Source organism: Mesorhizobium sp. M1338, from assembly GCF_040318045.1.
Lineage (GTDB): Bacteria > Pseudomonadota > Alphaproteobacteria > Rhizobiales > Rhizobiaceae > Mesorhizobium.
The window spans coordinates 44976-60766 of the sequence record NZ_JAMYLL010000003.1 but is presented as its reverse complement, the minus strand read 5'-3'; the positions used below and the strand labels follow the sequence as shown (position 1 = coordinate 60766).

The following is a 15791-nucleotide window of genomic DNA, read 5'->3' as shown; positions in this document are numbered from 1 at the left end:
ATTTTTGAAGGCGGCACGATTTTGTGCCGTGGCCGGATGAAGGGCAGCGCCGACAATCGAAGCTGTCAGTTTCCGGGCGCCGCCTTTTCGGGCGCGGGTTCCGGGGTCGGCGTCTCGTCCACCCGCGCCTCGTCCGCCCGCGTCTCGGTAGGCTTGCGCCAGTTGCGGATGAAGGCGGAGAGACGGTCGCCGATTTCGCCGGCGCTGAGGAAAACCGGCACCCGCGCCACCGGCGCGGTCGGCTCGAAGGAAAGGCCGAGGCCTGTGATCTTGCCCTTGTCGTCGACGTCGCGAACGATCAGTTCGATCGGGCCGAGGAGCACTCGGTCGGCATATTCGGCATGGCCGCCGAGCCGCGCCGTGACCAGCGCGCCGACGGTCAGTTGCTGCTCCGCGTCGGTGAGGCCGGGCCCATAGGCCACTTCCAGTTCGGCGGCGGAGCGTGCCGGATCGACGGCGAAAGCGCCGAAGAAATCGGCGTCCTCGGGATCGACCACCGCGCGACTGGCGAACAGCTTGTCGAGCAGGCGCGGATAGCGATCCGGCACGAAGATGTAGACCTGGTCGCCGGCGGCGAGCCGGCCCATGTCCTGGAAGCGCATCGAGCGGCCGTCGCGCAGCACCAGCGAGGGCCGTGCCCAGCGCGGGATGCGCTCGCCGCGCGCCACCGGGCTGCCGTGTGCGACGCGATAGGCGAGAAGCTCGTGATGGGCCGAGCCCGGCAATTCCAGCTCGACCTTGTCCAGCGGTCCAAGGCGCGCCGGCACGATCAGGCCGAGGCGGCGGGCCAGCGGCCCGACCGTCCAGCCCTGGATGACCAGCGACACCAGCACGATGATGAAAGCGGTGTTGAAGATGACACGGCCGTTTTCCAGGCCGCCGAGCAGCGGGGTGATGGCGAGCAGGATCGACACCGCGCCGCGCAGGCCGACCCAGGAAACGAAGGCGACCTCGGGACGCGGCAGGCGGAATGGGACCAGGCACAGCCAGACCGCGATCGGCCGCGCGACGAACATCAGGAACAGGCCGAGCAGCACCGCCGGCACCATGATCGCCGGAAACTGCGACGGCGTCGCGAACAGGCCAAGGATGAGGAACATGATGATCTGCGCCAACCATGACATACCGTCCTGGAAGCGCTTGAGGATGGTGACGGCGCGGATGTCGAAGTTGCCGGCGATGAGGCCGGCGATATAGACCGCCAGGAAGCCCGAGCCGCCAATGGCGCCGGCGGCGGCAAACACCATCAGCGACAAGGTCAATACGAAGATCGGCAGCAGGCCGTGGTCGAGATTGAGCCGGTCGACGAGGCGTACGATGGCGAGGCCGCCGAGCACGCCGACGATGGCGCCGAGACCCATGTTGAGGAGGAAGCCGAGGAACAGGCTGGTGACCAGGACATTTGTCTCTGGGTTGGCGTGGGCGGCGATGACCTCGACCAAGGTGATGGTCAGGAAGATGGCGATCGGGTCGTTGGTGCCGGATTCCACCTCCAGCGTAGAGCGCACGCGTTCGCGCAGATTGATCTCGCCCGCGCGCAGCAGGAAGAACACGGCCGCGGCATCGGTGGAGGCGACAGCGGCGCCGAGCAGGAAGGATTCCAGCCAGGTCAGGTGGAGCAGATAGTGGGCGGCGGCGCCGAACAGGCCGGTGGTGACAAGTACGCCGAAGGTCGCCAGCGACAGGGCCGGGCCTGCCGCCTGCCGCAAGGCGTTGAGTGGCGTGCCGAAGCCGGAATCGAACAGGATGACGGCGAGCGCCAGTGAGCCGGCAAAATAGGCGATGCGGGCATTGTCGAAATGGATGCCGAGACCGTCGGTGCCGGTGGCCAAGCCAATGCAAAGAAACAGGAGCAGAAGAGGGGCGCCGAAGCGGAAGGCGATCAGGCTCGAAAAGGCGGCGGCGACGACAAGCGCTGTACCGACCAGCGTGACGAGATAGATCGCATGCTCCATCCGTGATTTGCCCCTCGAATTCCTCTTTCTCTCGCTTTACGGCAGAGTGGGGCGAAGACATGACCAGTGCAAGGCGGCGGGGTGGTTTTTTACTCTATGCCGCTGATTTTTGGATGTTTTGGCGCTTAGGACACCAATTGTGAAGGCGCAAGGCACGCTCATGAAAAACGCCCGGACGAAGCCGGGCGTTTCAAGTATCGAGAAGACGGGTCCGCGATCAGGCGATGGTCTTGCCGAAGGCGACTGCTGTATCGCCCATGCGGTTGGAGAACCCCCATTCATTGTCGTACCAGGACAGCACCGAAACGAAGTTGCCGTCCATCACCTTGGTCTGGTCGAGCGCCACGATCGAGGACCGCGGATCGTGGTTGAAGTCGATCGAGACGTTCGGGTGATGGGTGACGCCGAGGATGCCCTTGAGCTTGCCGTTGGAGGCGGCGATCACCGCGTCGTTGATCTCCTGCACCGTGGTCGCACGCTTGGCGATGAACTTGAAATCGACGACCGAGACGTTCGGGGTCGGCACGCGGATCGAGATGCCGTCGAGCTTGCCCTTGAGGTCCGGGAGCACCAGGCCGATCGCCTTGGCGGCACCCGTCGAGGTCGGGATCTGCGACAGCGCGGCGGCGCGGCCGCGGTAGAGATCCTTGTGCATGGTGTCCAGCGTCGGCTGATCGCCGGTGTAGGAATGGATGGTCGTCATCATGCCTTTTTCGATGCCGACCGTCTCGTGCAGCACGGCGGCCAGCGGCGCCAGGCAGTTGGTGGTGCACGACGCATTCGAGATGATGATGTGGTCCTTGGTCAGCTGGTCGTGGTTGATGCCGTAGACCACGGTGAGGTCGGCGCCGTCAGCGGGCGCCGAGACCAGCACGCGCTTGGCGCCGGCGGTCAGGTGCGCGGCGGCCTTGTCGCGGGCGGTGAAGATGCCGGTGCATTCGAGCGCGATGTCGATGCCGAGTTCCTTCCACGGCAGCTGCGTCGGATCCTTAATCGCGGTGACCTTGAACGTCTCCTTGCCGACGGTGATCTGGTCGCCGGATACCGAGACTTCATGCGGGAAACGGCCGTGCACGCTGTCATAGCGCAGGAGGTGCGCGTTGGTCTCGACCGGGCCGAGGTCGTTGACGGCGACGACGTCGATGTCCTTGCGGCCGGATTCATGGATGGCGCGCAGGATGTTACGGCCGATGCGGCCGAATCCGTTGATGGCAACTCTGACGGTCATTATTCTCTCCCTGGGAGCTGGACGGCAGACAATGGGTCCGCGGTTTCATAGCGGCGGAAGCGGAAAGAATCCAGCCGCGGCGACGTGGATTTAAATCGATTAGGTTGGGCCAGCCCGGCGAAACCGCGTTGCGCGATTTCGCCGGCTTTGAACCTAATTGGCATGCAGGCGGGCTTCCGCCGCCTTGGCCGCAGCTTCGGCGGTGATGCCAAAATGCGGATAAAGCTGTTCGATGGTGCCCGAAGCGCCGAAGCCGGTCATGCCGATGAAGATGCCGTCGGAGCCGATCAGATGATCCCAGCCCTGGCGGATGCCGGCTTCGATCGCCATCTTGATCGGTGCGTTGCCGATCGTCTTCTTGCGATAGTCGGCGCTCTGCTGGTCGAACAGTTCGAAGCAAGGCACCGAGACGACGCGGGTGGGATGGCCATGCTTTTCCAGCAGGTCGCGGGCGCCGAGCGCGATCTCGACCTCGGAGCCGGTGGCGAAGATCGTCACCGCCGCCTCGCCGCTGGCCGCGGCCAGTTCATAGGCGCCCTGGCTGCTGAGATTCTCAGCGACAAATTCGTTGCGCACCGTCGGCAGGTTCTGGCGGGTCAGCGCCAGCGTCGACGGCGTCTTTTCCGATGCAAGGGCGATCTGCCAGCACTCGGCGGTTTCCACCGCGTCGGCCGGGCGGAAGACATTGTGGTTGGGGATGGCGCGCAATGCGGCCAGATGCTCGACCGGCTGGTGGGTCGGGCCGTCTTCGCCCAGACCGATGGAATCATGGGTCATGACGAAGATCGAGCGGATGCCCATCAGCGATGCCAGCCGCATCGACGGACGGGCATAGTCGGAGAAGCACAGGAAGGTGCCGCCATAGGCGATGAGGCCGCCATGCAGCGTCAGGCCGTTGATCGCGGCCGCCATGCCGTGCTCACGGACGCCGTAGTGGACATAGCGCTGGCCATAATCGTCCGACGTGATGTTCTTGGTCTGGCTGGTCTTGGTGTTGTTGGAGCCGGTCAGGTCGGCGGAACCGCCGATGGTCTCGGGCACGGCGCCGTTGATGACTTCCAGCGCCATCTCGGACGATTTGCGGGTGGCGACCTTCGGCTTGTCGGCGGCGAGCTTCTTCTTGTAGTCGGCAATGACGGCGTCGAAATTGGATGGCAGCTTGCCATCGATTCGGCGTTCGAACTCGGCCTTCAGCTTTGCGTCGGCCTTGGCCAGGCGGCCTTCCCAGTCGGTCCGCGCCTTGACGCCGGCCCTGCCGGCGGTGCGCCAGGCGTCGAGGATGTCGGCCGGGATATCGAAAGGCGGCGAATCCCAGTTGAAGAACTTCCGCGCGCCGGCGATCTCTTCGGCGCCGAGCGGCGAACCGTGCGCCTTGTTGGTGCCGGCCTTGGTTGGCGCACCGAAGCCGATGGTCGTCTTGCAGGCGATCATCGTCGGCTTGTCGGAATGACGGGCGGCTTCGATGGCATAGGCGATGGCTTCCGGATCGGTGCCGTCGATATGGCTGGCATTCCAGCCGGAGGCTTGGAAGCGGGCGACCTGATCGGTGTTGTCGGACAGCGACACCGGACCGTCGATCGAGATGTTGTTGTTGTCCCAGAAGACGATCAGCTTGTTGAGCTTGAGGTGGCCGGCAAGCGCGATGGCTTCCTGGGACACACCTTCCATCAGGCAGCCGTCGCCGGCCAGCACATAGGTGTAGTGATCGACGAGGTCGTTGCCGAAGGCGGCGTTCATGATGCGCTCGCCGAGCGCGAAGCCGACCGAATTGGCGAGGCCCTGGCCGAGCGGGCCGGTCGTCGTCTCGATGCCGGCGGCATGGCCGTATTCGGGGTGTCCGGCGGTCTTCGATCCCAACTGGCGGAAGTGCTTGATCTGGTCGATGGTCATGTCTTCGTAGCCGGTCAGATGCAGCAGTGAATAGAGCAGCATCGAGCCATGGCCGGCCGACAGGATGAAACGGTCGCGGTCGGCCCAGTGCGGGGCCTTGGGATCATATTTCAGGAAGCGCGTGAACAGTACCGTGGCGATGTCGGCGCAGCCCATGGGCAGGCCGGGATGGCCGGAATTCGCCTTCTCGACGGCATCCATGGAGAGAAAGCGGATCGCATTGGCCATCCGGTCATGTTGTTCACGCGACGTCATGGTTCCTCCAGAAGTGGGGGTTTGGGGGCTTGGGAGAGCCCTTGAAAAGGGTGCGCGACACATAGCAGGCGCGCGCTTTTAGTCAACAAATCGGGTGCACATTTGCCGGCCTTGTGATGCCGGCGGCGGGTCTACATTAGCGTTAGCAGGGGACAGTCGCGAGAGCTTTGTTGACGTTGCCTTCACCCGGTGCCTAATGTTTCCTGGATAACGCGTTCTGAACGCGAACGATTCGGTGATGGGCAGGGCACAGGACGAAGGCCATGACCGGGGAAGCCACACTCAAGGAAGTCATCGCCAGGCTGGGCAAGGCCATCGAGGGGCTGGAAAACGCCGTCGCGGCCAAGCTCGAGCATGAACGCGATTACTCGGAAGCCGAGGCCGAGGTGCAGCGGATGAATGCCGACCGTTCCCGGCTGGCGCAGGAACTCGACAATTCCGAAGCGCGCGCCGAACGGCTGGAAGACGCCAACAAGGAAGTCTCGCGACGGCTGGTGACCGCCATGGAAACCATCCGCGCTGTGTTGGACAGGTAGGGGGCTGGACAGGTAGGCTCATGGCTCAAGTCACGGTTTCCATCGACGGCAAACAGTATCGGATGGCCTGCGACGAAGGCCAGGAAGATCATCTGATCGACCTTGCCGAACGTTTCGACCGCTATGTCTCGCATCTGAAGGACTCCTTTGGCGAGATCGGCGACCAGCGGCTGACGGTGATGGCCGGCATCATGGTGATGGACGAACTCTCGGAGCTGCAGAAGCGCGTCAAGGGCATGGAGAGCGAAGTGCTGACCTTGCGCAAGACGCGCGACGATGCGCTGACCAAGGCCGACAAGAACGACAGCGTGCTGACCAACGCGCTTGGCGCGCTGGCACAGCGGATGGAAGACCTGACGGCGACCTTGGCGGTCAACAAGGCCTGAGGCAAAGCGCAGCTTTCGAGTTCAACCCCAGGCTCTCATCCGCTGGCGGTGCCGCCGGCAGCATGAAAATTCTCGCTCTGCCGCCGACAAGAGTTTGATATTATCTCGCGGCCGCGATTTTTGCGCTAAGATGCGGGGATTGCCGGAGCGTGGACATGTGATGGCGGCATGATCTGCCGCCTCTTGCTTCTAGCGGAATCTGTTTACAGGGGAGATATGCCATGAGCCTTCGTATCAACGATATCGCGCCGGACTTCAGCGCCGAGACCACGCAAGGGACGATCAAGTTCCATGAATGGATTGGTGACGGCTGGGCGATCCTGTTCTCTCACCCGAAGAACTTCACGCCGGTCTGCACGACCGAGCTTGGCACGATGGCCGGGCTCGAGGGCGAGTTCAAGAAGCGCAACGTCAAGATCATCGGTATTTCGGTCGATCCGGTCGAAAGCCATGGCAAATGGCAGGACGACATCAAGACGGCGACCGGCCAAACGGTGCAGTATCCGCTGATCGGCGACAAGGATCTCAAGGTCGCCAAGCTCTACGACATGCTGCCGGGCGGAGCCGGCGAGACGTCGGAGGGCCGCACGCCCGCCGACAACGCCACGGTACGCTCGGTCTACGTCATCGGACCGGACAAGAAGATCAAGCTGGTGCTGACCTACCCGATGACCACGGGCCGCAACTTCGACGAGATCCTGCGCGCGGTCGATTCCATGCAGCTGACCGCTAAACACCAGGTGGCGACGCCGGCGAACTGGAAGCAGGGAGAGGATGTCATCATCACCGCCGCCGTTTCCAACGAGGATGCGATCAAGCGTTTCGGCGCTTACGAGACAATCCTGCCCTATCTCAGGAAGACCAAGCAGCCGTCGGCCTAGGTTTTCTCGACCGGGTCGTTTTCGATTTTTGTCCTGTTTCTGGCAAGGCGTGCTTGACGAGCTCGCCTTGCTAGATGACCATGCTCTTAGTTCATTCCGGCAGAGAAAATCATTCCTGCCAGAGCGATAGGCAGGGGGCCGGAAATTGGACGCAGCTTTGGCCAAGCCGCTGGTCAGCGGCTTTTACGACAAGCCGACCGGAGCCATACAGTATGTCGTCGCCGACCCGGCGACGAAGCGCTGCGCCATCATCGATCCGATCCTCGATTTCGACGAGAGATCCGGCGCGACGGCAACGAAAAGCGCCGATGCCTTGCTGGACTTCATCCGGGCAAACGGACTGGAACTCGAGTGGATCCTCGATACCCATCCGCATGCCGATCATTTCTCGGCGGCGCATTATCTTCATGAGAAGACCGGCGCGCCGACGGCGATCGGCGACAGGGTCATCGAGGTCCAGAAACTGTGGAAGGCGATCTACAACTGGCCGGATTTTCCCGCCGACGGCTCGCAGTGGGACAGGCTGTTTGGCGAAGGCGATACCTTTCGGATCGGCAGCCTTCCGGTCAAGGTGCTGTTCTCGCCCGGCCATACACTGGCTTCGATCACCTACGTCGTTGGTGATGCAGCCTTCATCCACGATACGCTGTTCATACCCGACAGCGGCACGGCAAGGGCAGACTTTCCCGGTGGCAGCGCGGCGCGGCTGTGGCGCTCGATCCAGGGCATCCTGGCATTACCGGACGACACGCGGGTATTCGTTGGCCATGACTACCAGGAGGGTGGCCGCGAGCCGCGTTGGGAGAGCACTGTTGCTGAGCAAAGGGCGAAGAATGTCCACCTGGTTGCGGCGCACACCGAGGCCGAGTTCGTCGCCTTGCGCGAAGCGCGCGACAAGACATTGCCGATGCCGCGGCTGATCCTGCATGCGCTGCAGGTGAATATGAATGGCGGGCGGCTGCCGGAACCGGAAGCCAATGGAAGGCGCTATCTGAAGTTTCCGCTGGATGGGTTTTGAGGAGTATTTCTGTGGCGGGCGCGGCCGGTGAAACTGCCGATCTCCCCACCTGCGGGGGAGATGCCCGGCAGGGCAGAGGGGGGTGCTGCCCCTCCGACCTGTCAGTTAATTGTGGCTATGCCTTCAGTCTTTCGGTTGGGTGACTAACGCCGAAAAGTAGCGATCCTTCACACCCCCCTCTGTCCTGCCGGACATCTCCCCCGCAAGGGGGGAGATTGGCTGTCGCCCTGGTTTTCGCCAATCGCCCGCGCAACCGTAGACACAAAAAGGCGGCGCCAGTTTCCTGGCGCCGCCTTTTTGTTTCATTACCGATCCCGGCTACGCCGCCGGCTGCGCCTCGATCGTGCGCAGCGCCTGCGTCTGGCGCTTGGCGGCGGCCTTGACGGCATCCTGCACCTTCTCGAAGGCGCGCACCTCGATCTGGCGCACGCGCTCGCGGCTGATGTCGAACTCGGACGACAGCTCTTCCAGCGTCAGCGGCTCCTCGGCGAGGCGACGGGCCTCGAAGATGCGCCGCTCGCGCTCGTTGAGCACGGCAAGGGCGCCCGACAGCATGCCGCGCCGGTTTTCCAGCTCGTCCTGCTCGATCAGCATCTCTTCCTGGCTTTCGTGGTCGTCGACCAGCCAGTCCTGCCATTCGCCGGACTCACCTTCGCTCGCCCGGATCGGGGCGTTGAGCGAGGCGTCGCCCGACAGGCGGCGGTTCATCGACACCACTTCGGCTTCGGAAACGTTCAGCCTGGTGGCGATCTCGGCGATCTGGTCGGGCTTCAAGTCGCCGTCGTCGAGCGCCTGGATCTTGCCCTTCACCTTGCGCAGGTTGAAGAACAGGCGCTTCTGATTGGCGGTCGTGCCCATCTTGACCAGGCTCCACGAGCGCAGGATGTACTCCTGGATCGAGGCCTTGATCCACCACATGGCATAGGTCGCGAGGCGAAAGCCGCGCTCGGGTTCGAATTTCTTGACGGCCTGCATCAGGCCGACATTGCCTTCCGAGATCACTTCGCCGATCGGCAGGCCGTAGCCGCGATAGCCCATGGCGATCTTGGCGACGAGCCTGAGGTGGCTGGTGACCAGCTTGTGCGCAGCGGTAGTGTCTTCATGCTCGGCGTAACGCTTGGCGAGCATGTACTCTTCCTGCGGCTGCAGCATGGGAAAGCGGCGGATTTCTTCCAGGTAGCGGCTGAGGCCGCCTTCGCCGGAAACGATACTGGGCAATGACTGGGCCATGATAGCGCCCCCTCTCTATTGGAGTGATGCCCCCGAAACGCGGCGGGCATGTGACGCGAGCACCAAACGGCTCGCTCGCGACGTCAGTTGTTATACAGGAACAAACCCAGAAAAGACAGGCATTTGTTCAACACGAAACAGTGTGTCACGTTGAAGTGAACAATGCTGCTCAAGTTTTCTGGACAGGTTCAGAGCTTGCGAAAGCCGCTTACGAGTTTCTCCATATCCCTCGGTATAGGTGCTTCGAACCTCATCGTTAGATGGGTACTCGGATGGCGAAATGAAAGGAGCCAGGCGTGCAAAGCTTGTCGGGGAAAAGCCTTGACCTGGCTTTTCAGCGGTTCGGGCAGCCGGTTGGCCTTGGTGCGGAAGGCCTGGCCATAGTCTGGGTCGCCGATCACGGGATGGCCGATATGCGCCATGTGGACGCGGATCTGGTGGGTTCGGCCGGTCTCCAGCCGGCACTCGACTAGGCTGGCGGTCGCGAATTCCTGCTGTGTCTCGCCGAAGCGCTCCTGCACGGCAAAGTGGGTAACGGCATGGCGGGCGTCGTCGCGTCCCTCCGGCACCACGGCACGGCGCACGCGATCGGCGGCGCGGCCGAGCGGCGCATCGACCTTTCCGGTCGGCCTCTGCGGTATGCCCCAGACCAGCGCCAGATAGGCTCGTTCGAGATCGCCGGTCAGGCCGTGATCGGCGAAGGCTTCGGACAGCGACTTGTGGGCGCGGTCGGTCTTGGCGACCACCATGACGCCGCTGGTCTCCTTGTCGAGGCGGTGCACGATGCCCGGCCGGCGCACGCCGCCGATGCCGGAAAGGCTGTCACCGCAGTGATGGATCAGCGCATTGACCAGCGTGCCGGTCCAATTGCCGGCGCCGGGATGCACGACAAGCCCCGCCGGCTTGTTGATGACGATCAGCTCGTCGTCCTCATAGAGGACATCAAGCGCGATGTTCTCGCCTTGCGGCTCGGCCGGCTCCGGCTCCGGCATGGCGACCGACACGCTTTCGCCTGGCGCCATCTTGCGCTTGGTCTCGTCGACCGGTTTGCCGTCGACGCTCACCGCGCCCTGCCTGATCAGCATCTGCACGCGGCTGCGCGACATGTCCGGGCCGAGGCTTGCCGCCAGCCACTGGTCGAGGCGCTGACCGGCCGCATCCGCGCCTGCTACCAGCACGGTCGGCGCGGCCTCTATCAATTCAGGGGCCTCTTCGCTATGAGCGCTCATTGAAAAACCGTTCCGGAATGTTTGCCATGGCCCGGCCCGCTGCCGACGAAGACGAAGAAAAGCCGCTCGACCCCGAGATCGACAAGGTGCGTGGCAAGCTCGTCCGCTTCATGGCCATCAATCTCGGCCTGCTTTTGCTGGCTCTTATGGTGGTGATCGCGGCGGTTGTCTACAAATCCCGCAAAGCATCTCCTGAGAACCCGCCGCTGGCTGGCGATATCCAGACCCCCGCCGGCGAACCGATCAACGGCGATATCGTGCTGCCGGTCGGTGCCAAGGTGGTCAGCCAATCGCTGTCCGGCAATCGCGTCTCCATCGATGCCGAGCTTGCCGACGGCAGCCGCACGATCTTCGTCTACGACATCGCCGAGCGCCGCCTGCTCGGCCGTTTTGCGATCCGCAACAAATGAGCGGGCAGTAACGATGCGCAAGCCTCAGGCATGACCGGGTTCGCCGAACACCGCCGCGTCGCGACCGTCGCCCTGGTCGTCGCCAGCTATGACGAGGCGATCGACTGGTATGTCGATCGGCTGGGCTTTCTGCTCATCGAGGACGTCGATCTCGGCGGCGGCAAGCGCTGGGTCACGGTGGCGCCAGCCAACGGGCAAGGCGCCAGGCTGCTGCTGGCCGAGGCTTCCGACGAGGCACAGAGCAAAAGCATCGGCAACCAGACCGGCGGCCGGGTCTTCCTGTTCCTCGAAACCGACGATTTTGCCCGCGACCACGCAGCGATGCTGGAGAAGGGCGTCGAATTCCGCGAAGCGCCGCGCTTCGAGCCCTACGGTACGGTCGCCGTTTTCGCCGACCTGCACGGCAATCTCTGGGACCTGATCGAGCCAAAACGATAGGCTGACGGCCGCCTTTTCCTCGAAGCGGTAAAGCGGCCGAACCCCAGTTGCTTTTTCCCAGCCGTCAGCCTATATCGCCGGTTCTTGAACGCGCCCATCGTCTAGCGGTCAGGACACCGCCCTCTCACGGCGGGAACAGGGGTTCGATTCCCCTTGGGCGTACCAAGGAATTTCAACAAATTCGCAGAATGCCATCGCGCCATCCCGGGCGCCCACCTTGTGGCCGCAACCTTGAAGACCGCGATGGCACCCGCGGCCCCAGCCTTCATTTCATTTCTCTGGCAAATATTAACTGACTCGCAACCGAGAACCTTAACCGCCCCGCAACTCGCGGCCGTATATTAGTATTACCTTTATTAGCCAAGGAGATTGAAATGCGGAAAATAATCTACCGTTTCGCTCGGGACGAGTCTGGCGCGACCGCGATCGAGTATGGCCTAATCGCGGCTCTTATCGCGCTGGCGATCATCACCGGCGCCGGCGCGGTCGGCAATTCGCTCAACGGCATGTTCACGAATATAGGCACTACGGTCAACAGCAGCGGGTCGTAAGTCGGTATTCGGTTCGGCCCACCGGCCGGATTGGTCGACTTCGGCCTCCAAAAGCGTAGCGTGTACCTGCCAATATCCGGCACGGCACGCTACTTGCCGTACTGGCGACGCCGCCTATAGCCGAGCACTGCGCGCTCCTGTTTCATCTTAGCCACGGCCATCTGCATCGCCTCCCCGAAGTCCCTTTGCGAGGCGTGCCGCGTATCTTCCTCACCGCGCAAGTGCCTGACACAGCCAACCGATCTCGGCTTTACCCCTTTGCGTCGCCGCTTTCGTCGCTTCTGGCGCGGCGGGGCCGATTGCATTAGCATCCCTTCATGGATTCCTAGGCTCAAGCGGCGCGCAGAGCGCGGGGTGCCGGGCAGATCCGGGCGGACAGTTGATGCCATGGGGAGAAGGCCGATGCAGAAACTGCAATCGCAGGGCGTCCATCACATCACGCTGGTCGGCGCCGGGCGCCAGACCTCGATCGATTTCTGGGAAGGCGTGCTCGGCATGCCGTTCATCTTCGAGCAGCCGAACCTCGACAAGGCGAGCGAAAGCCATCTCTATTTCGATCCGGGCGACGGCCGGCTGATCACCATCTTCACCGACGAGAGCCGCACGCCGGAGAAACGGCGCACGCCGACCGAACCGGGTTGCGTCCACCACATCGCTTTTTCGGTGTCGCGCGTCACCTTCCTGCAGGCGGTCGCACGGCTCGACGAGCGCGGCATCAAACACAGCGGCGTCAAGGATCGCGGCTTCATGGATTCGATCTATTTCGAGGATCCGCTCGGCCTGCTGATCGAACTGGCGTCCTACCGTTTCGAGCCGCCGGCGGGCTTCACACATGCGGACGTGCTGATGGAAGCGCACACGCTGCGTGTCGCGCGCGGCGACTACAACATCGCGGAAGTGCACCTCGCCGATGCGATCCAGGCGCTCGTCGAGCGTTCCCGCGCAACCTTGTCGGACGACCGGGCACCGAAGAACCCATACTGAACAGACCAGAGGGAGGAACACATGGCCAAGACAGCGACGAAGAGTGCGAAGAAATCCGCGGCCAAAGCAGCCGCCAAGCCCGCCACGAAGGCGACGGCAAAAGCCGCGCCTAGGGCCAGGGCGAAGCCGGCGAAGAGGCCTGGCGTGAAGCTCAGCATGCTGAAGCCCAGCGTCAACAACATGACGGTTCGGGTGTTCGCGCGCGCGGCCGGGCTGGATGCCGCCGAGACCGATGCCTGGGGCCACACCCGCTCGCCGGAATTCATGGCGCGCAACCCCGCCCATTTGACGCCGATGATCGAGGACAAGGGCCTTCCCAGAGGCGTGTTGTGGGAAAGCTGCGCCATCATGCAATACCTCTCCAACAAGCACGGGCTGGAGAAATTCTATCCGAAGGCGCCGGCCAAGCGGGCGATGATCGACAGCGCCATGTTCTACCTGGTCGGTACGCTCTACCCTTATGTGGCGCGCGCCACCTATCCCTTCCTCGGTTTTCCGCAGTATGCCGGCGAGGTCGGTCACAGCGACGCCCATCCAGACAAGAAGTCCGAAGCCCAGAAGGCCGCGATGGCCGCGATCGCCGAGCCGCTGGAGGTCTTCCACAGCTTCTTCAGGGACGGCAAGCCGTTCATCGGCGGCAAGAACCCGTCCATCGCCGACATCCGCCTGGCGGCGACGCTCGAATTCCTGGCCGTCATCGACTATGTCCTGCCCAAATGGGCGAAGGACTATGTGGCAGCGGTCGAGAAGAAGCTCGGCAAGGCGTATAGCGAGCCGGCCGGCGACGTGCGCGGCTACATCGCCTATGTGAAGTCGCAGGCCAAGGCCTGAGCTTAAGGACTCGTTAACCAAAGCCCTGTCTACTGCCGGTAATTCGCTTTCGGCCCGCGACCACGGATGTACTGGCGCAGAACGTCGTAGCGATAGGAAAGGTCGGCGCCATGCCGGCCTTTTTGCTTTTCGCGCGCCATCTCCTTGTTTGACGCAATTCCGGGACGGAAAACCGTTTCACACTTTTCCTGGCATTGTGCTATCCGGACATGATCGAGCAGCGATTGGGCCACGCAAGCCGCGTCCGGTGTCGCTTTTTCGGCGTCATCTTTGCCGGGAGATATTGTCATTGCCGGCGTCGGCCCTACCATCCATTTCGGCAGTCCGGCATGGATTGTCGGTCAGGCGTGAGATGAGGGCTGGCGATGAAAAGCGTTGCGAGGCGGGTCGCGGTTGCGGGCGTGATGCTGGCGAGCGCCGTTTATCCTTCGAATGCGGCTGAACTCAACACCATGAACGATGTCGGGGCCGCCATCCAGGCATGCTGGACGCCACCGGCGGACGCCGGAACCGCCAGCGTGACCTTGAGCTTCAGCTTCAGGCGGGACGGCACGCTGATCGGTCCACCGAGGCCGACGGCCATCAAGGTGGATGGCGATTCCAACGCAAAAAAATCGTTTGTCGAGGCAGCAACAACGGCCTTGCGGAAATGTCTGCCGCTGACCTTTTCGCCGAAGCTGGCGCAAGGCATCGCTGGCAACGTGTTCACGTTGCAGTTCGCCTCTCCGAAGTAAGCCCGTAAGCTGTGCAAGTCACTGTACCGCAGCCGTGCGCACGGCTCGCCGGCTCAGTGGTGGCCGCGCCTTGCCTCGGCATGCCGGGCAAGGTCGGGCGTCTCGAAGACATAGTCGTTCCAGGCCGATTCCGGCACCTGGCCGGCCAGATAGCATTCCAACAACAGGCTTTGCTCGGGGTTGAGAGGCCTTGGCGCGCGCTCGTGATCCAGTCCCAGTGAGTGAAACAGGTTTCTTGTCAGGTCCGAGACCGTGAAGTGGATCGACATCTGCGTTCTCCTTGGCCACTGAACGCCGAAGACGGGGCAAAGGTTTCAAAGGCGCCCGGCGGCAACGGCGGATATCACGGGTTCGTCGCGCCGCAGGCCATCGACGATCATTGCCACCCTACACGTGGGGCGACGCCAGCCTTGAAACCGATCAGATGGCCGCGCTCGACATGCGCAAGCCGGTACACCGAAGTGCCGGCGGCCGCGATGAATTTCAAGGCATGCAACTGTCAAAATCTATTGCAGCGAACGCCCTTGCGATCCGGAACAGAGAGGCGTTCACGGCGTTGTGATCGACATCAGCCAGGAGAAATGCCATGGCTACGTTCAGGGAAATGCGGGTGCTGGAGATCGTCGAAGACGACTCCCTGACCACCGAACAGAAAATCGCTGAACTGCGCGAGATCGAATCCGAGGCGCGCGGGCTGCAGCGGGCGGCCTCGGAGAGCCCGATGGACGACGATGACGGCTGGCAGGACGATTTGCGTCAGGTTCGTCTCGCACTCGACAAGCTCGGCGCGAAACAGCCGAAAAAGGGCGCAGCCTCGCTGTGAGGGCAGTTCACCGAAGCTATTTGCCGATCGCTTCTCGTTTGACCGCCATCTAGTCGCAGACCATGCGAGCCCTCTTGCCGGGTTCGCTGACGTTCCTGCATACCAGCGGCTTCGCCGGGGCGGATAGAGAGGCTGACGCGGGCAGCCTCGTCTGGTGCCGTCTCGGCGCGGCATGCGTCATCACTTTGCTGTCGGAAAATCGCCTCGGCGGTTGTGGCGCCACCGGAAAGGCACTGTTCTCGACCTCGGAAGGCCCGTAGTCGACATTAGGGGGTGGCCGGTCCCAGAACCGCCGGACATCGAGCGGCCTCGGGATGACGACGGTGCCGTCATAACTGCGCGAGCAGCCGCTGCCCAAAAGCAGCGCCAGCCCCATGAAAAAAGGCACGATCCGTCCAGACATCAGCATTAC

At 62.9% G+C, this 15791-nt stretch carries 20 protein-coding genes and 1 tRNA gene; 13 read left to right on the top strand and 8 right to left on the bottom strand.

Features of this window, described 5'->3' with window-relative positions; genetic code table 11:
• Nucleotides 1-65: 65 nt before the first annotated feature.
• From NKH19_RS04090 to tkt, 3 genes are all read right to left on the bottom strand, one after another.
• Entirely contained in the window at nt 66-1955 is a 1890-nt protein-coding gene (locus NKH19_RS04090; protein WP_352871931.1) for a potassium/proton antiporter, read from the bottom strand.
• A gap of 217 nt (nt 1956-2172) precedes the next feature.
• The gene (gene gap / locus NKH19_RS04085) at nt 2173-3183 is read right to left on the bottom strand and encodes a type I glyceraldehyde-3-phosphate dehydrogenase (protein ID WP_352871930.1); all 1011 of its coding nucleotides are present in this window, start codon (nt 3181-3183) and stop codon (nt 2173-2175) included.
• 153 nt (nt 3184-3336) lie between these two features.
• Complete coding sequence (gene tkt, locus NKH19_RS04080; protein ID WP_352871928.1) at nt 3337-5328, bottom strand: transketolase; 1992 nt, start codon at nt 5326-5328, stop codon at nt 3337-3339.
• Between the two features lie 263 nt (nt 5329-5591).
• Between tkt and NKH19_RS04075 the strand changes: the two genes are divergently transcribed.
• From NKH19_RS04075 to NKH19_RS04060, 4 genes are all read left to right on the top strand, one after another.
• Nucleotides 5592-5864 carry a DUF4164 domain-containing protein gene (locus NKH19_RS04075; RefSeq protein WP_013529251.1) on the top strand — a complete coding sequence of 91 codons (273 nt, stop codon included), beginning with the start codon at nt 5592-5594 and terminating at the stop codon, nt 5862-5864.
• Nucleotides 5865-5884: 20 nt separating this feature from the next.
• Nucleotides 5885-6250 (top strand): cell division protein ZapA, encoded by a 366-nt coding sequence (locus NKH19_RS04070; RefSeq protein ID WP_352871927.1) that lies wholly within the window; start codon nt 5885-5887, stop codon nt 6248-6250.
• Nucleotides 6251-6471: 221 nt separating this feature from the next.
• Nucleotides 6472-7131, top strand: coding sequence for a peroxiredoxin (locus NKH19_RS04065; RefSeq protein WP_352871926.1), 660 nt, complete (start codon nt 6472-6474; stop codon nt 7129-7131).
• 145 nt (nt 7132-7276) lie between these two features.
• Nucleotides 7277-8149: an MBL fold metallo-hydrolase gene (locus NKH19_RS04060; RefSeq protein WP_352871924.1), complete on the top strand. Its 873-nt coding sequence runs from the start codon at nt 7277-7279 to the stop codon at nt 8147-8149.
• A 318-nt stretch (nt 8150-8467) separates the two neighbouring features.
• On the opposite strand, the gene rpoH is transcribed toward NKH19_RS04060, so the two are convergent.
• Together rpoH and NKH19_RS04050 are read right to left on the bottom strand one after the other, a co-directional pair.
• The gene (gene rpoH / locus NKH19_RS04055) at nt 8468-9379 is read right to left on the bottom strand and encodes an RNA polymerase sigma factor RpoH (protein ID WP_023757412.1); all 912 of its coding nucleotides are present in this window, start codon (nt 9377-9379) and stop codon (nt 8468-8470) included.
• Between the two features lie 188 nt (nt 9380-9567).
• Nucleotides 9568-10608 (bottom strand): RluA family pseudouridine synthase, encoded by a 1041-nt coding sequence (locus tag NKH19_RS04050; protein WP_352871922.1) that lies wholly within the window; start codon nt 10606-10608, stop codon nt 9568-9570.
• A 26-nt stretch (nt 10609-10634) separates the two neighbouring features.
• Between NKH19_RS04050 and NKH19_RS04045 the strand changes: the two genes are divergently transcribed.
• From NKH19_RS04045 to NKH19_RS04020, 6 genes are all read left to right on the top strand, one after another.
• Entirely contained in the window at nt 10635-11018 is a 384-nt protein-coding gene (locus NKH19_RS04045; protein ID WP_352871921.1) for a fimbrial protein, read from the top strand.
• Between the two features lie 30 nt (nt 11019-11048).
• Entirely contained in the window at nt 11049-11456 is a 408-nt protein-coding gene (locus NKH19_RS04040) for a VOC family protein (RefSeq protein ID WP_352871920.1), read from the top strand.
• Nucleotides 11457-11546: 90 nt separating this feature from the next.
• A tRNA-Glu gene (locus NKH19_RS04035) sits at nt 11547-11621 on the top strand.
• 209 nt (nt 11622-11830) lie between these two features.
• Nucleotides 11831-12007: a Flp family type IVb pilin gene (locus NKH19_RS04030; protein ID WP_352871918.1), complete on the top strand. Its 177-nt coding sequence runs from the start codon at nt 11831-11833 to the stop codon at nt 12005-12007.
• A gap of 402 nt (nt 12008-12409) precedes the next feature.
• A complete protein-coding gene (locus NKH19_RS04025; RefSeq protein ID WP_352871915.1) occupies nt 12410-12991 on the top strand; it encodes a VOC family protein in 582 nt (193 codons plus the stop codon).
• 21 nt (nt 12992-13012) lie between these two features.
• The gene (locus NKH19_RS04020) at nt 13013-13822 is read left to right on the top strand and encodes a glutathione S-transferase family protein (protein WP_352871913.1); all 810 of its coding nucleotides are present in this window, start codon (nt 13013-13015) and stop codon (nt 13820-13822) included.
• Nucleotides 13823-13851: 29 nt separating this feature from the next.
• Here the strand turns inward: NKH19_RS04020 and NKH19_RS04015 are convergent, their stop codons facing one another.
• Nucleotides 13852-14133: a hypothetical protein gene (locus tag NKH19_RS04015; RefSeq protein ID WP_352871912.1), complete on the bottom strand. Its 282-nt coding sequence runs from the start codon at nt 14131-14133 to the stop codon at nt 13852-13854.
• A 54-nt stretch (nt 14134-14187) separates the two neighbouring features.
• On the opposite strand from NKH19_RS04015, the gene tolA reads away from it, so the two are divergent.
• Nucleotides 14188-14556: a cell envelope integrity protein TolA gene (gene tolA / locus NKH19_RS04010; protein ID WP_352871910.1), complete on the top strand. Its 369-nt coding sequence runs from the start codon at nt 14188-14190 to the stop codon at nt 14554-14556.
• Between the two features lie 53 nt (nt 14557-14609).
• On the opposite strand, the gene NKH19_RS04005 is transcribed toward tolA, so the two are convergent.
• Nucleotides 14610-14825: a hypothetical protein gene (locus NKH19_RS04005; RefSeq protein WP_352871908.1), complete on the bottom strand. Its 216-nt coding sequence runs from the start codon at nt 14823-14825 to the stop codon at nt 14610-14612.
• Between the two features lie 155 nt (nt 14826-14980).
• Between NKH19_RS04005 and NKH19_RS04000 the strand changes: the two genes are divergently transcribed.
• Both NKH19_RS04000 and NKH19_RS03995 read left to right on the top strand, forming a co-directional pair.
• A complete protein-coding gene (locus tag NKH19_RS04000) occupies nt 14981-15118 on the top strand; it encodes a hypothetical protein (RefSeq protein WP_352871907.1) in 138 nt (45 codons plus the stop codon).
• A 24-nt stretch (nt 15119-15142) separates the two neighbouring features.
• Nucleotides 15143-15379 carry a hypothetical protein gene (locus NKH19_RS03995; protein ID WP_352871906.1) on the top strand — a complete coding sequence of 79 codons (237 nt, stop codon included), beginning with the start codon at nt 15143-15145 and terminating at the stop codon, nt 15377-15379.
• Between the two features lie 49 nt (nt 15380-15428).
• Here the strand turns inward: NKH19_RS03995 and NKH19_RS03990 are convergent, their stop codons facing one another.
• Nucleotides 15429-15782: a hypothetical protein gene (locus NKH19_RS03990; RefSeq protein ID WP_352871905.1), complete on the bottom strand. Its 354-nt coding sequence runs from the start codon at nt 15780-15782 to the stop codon at nt 15429-15431.
• Nucleotides 15783-15791 lie beyond the last annotated feature (9 nt).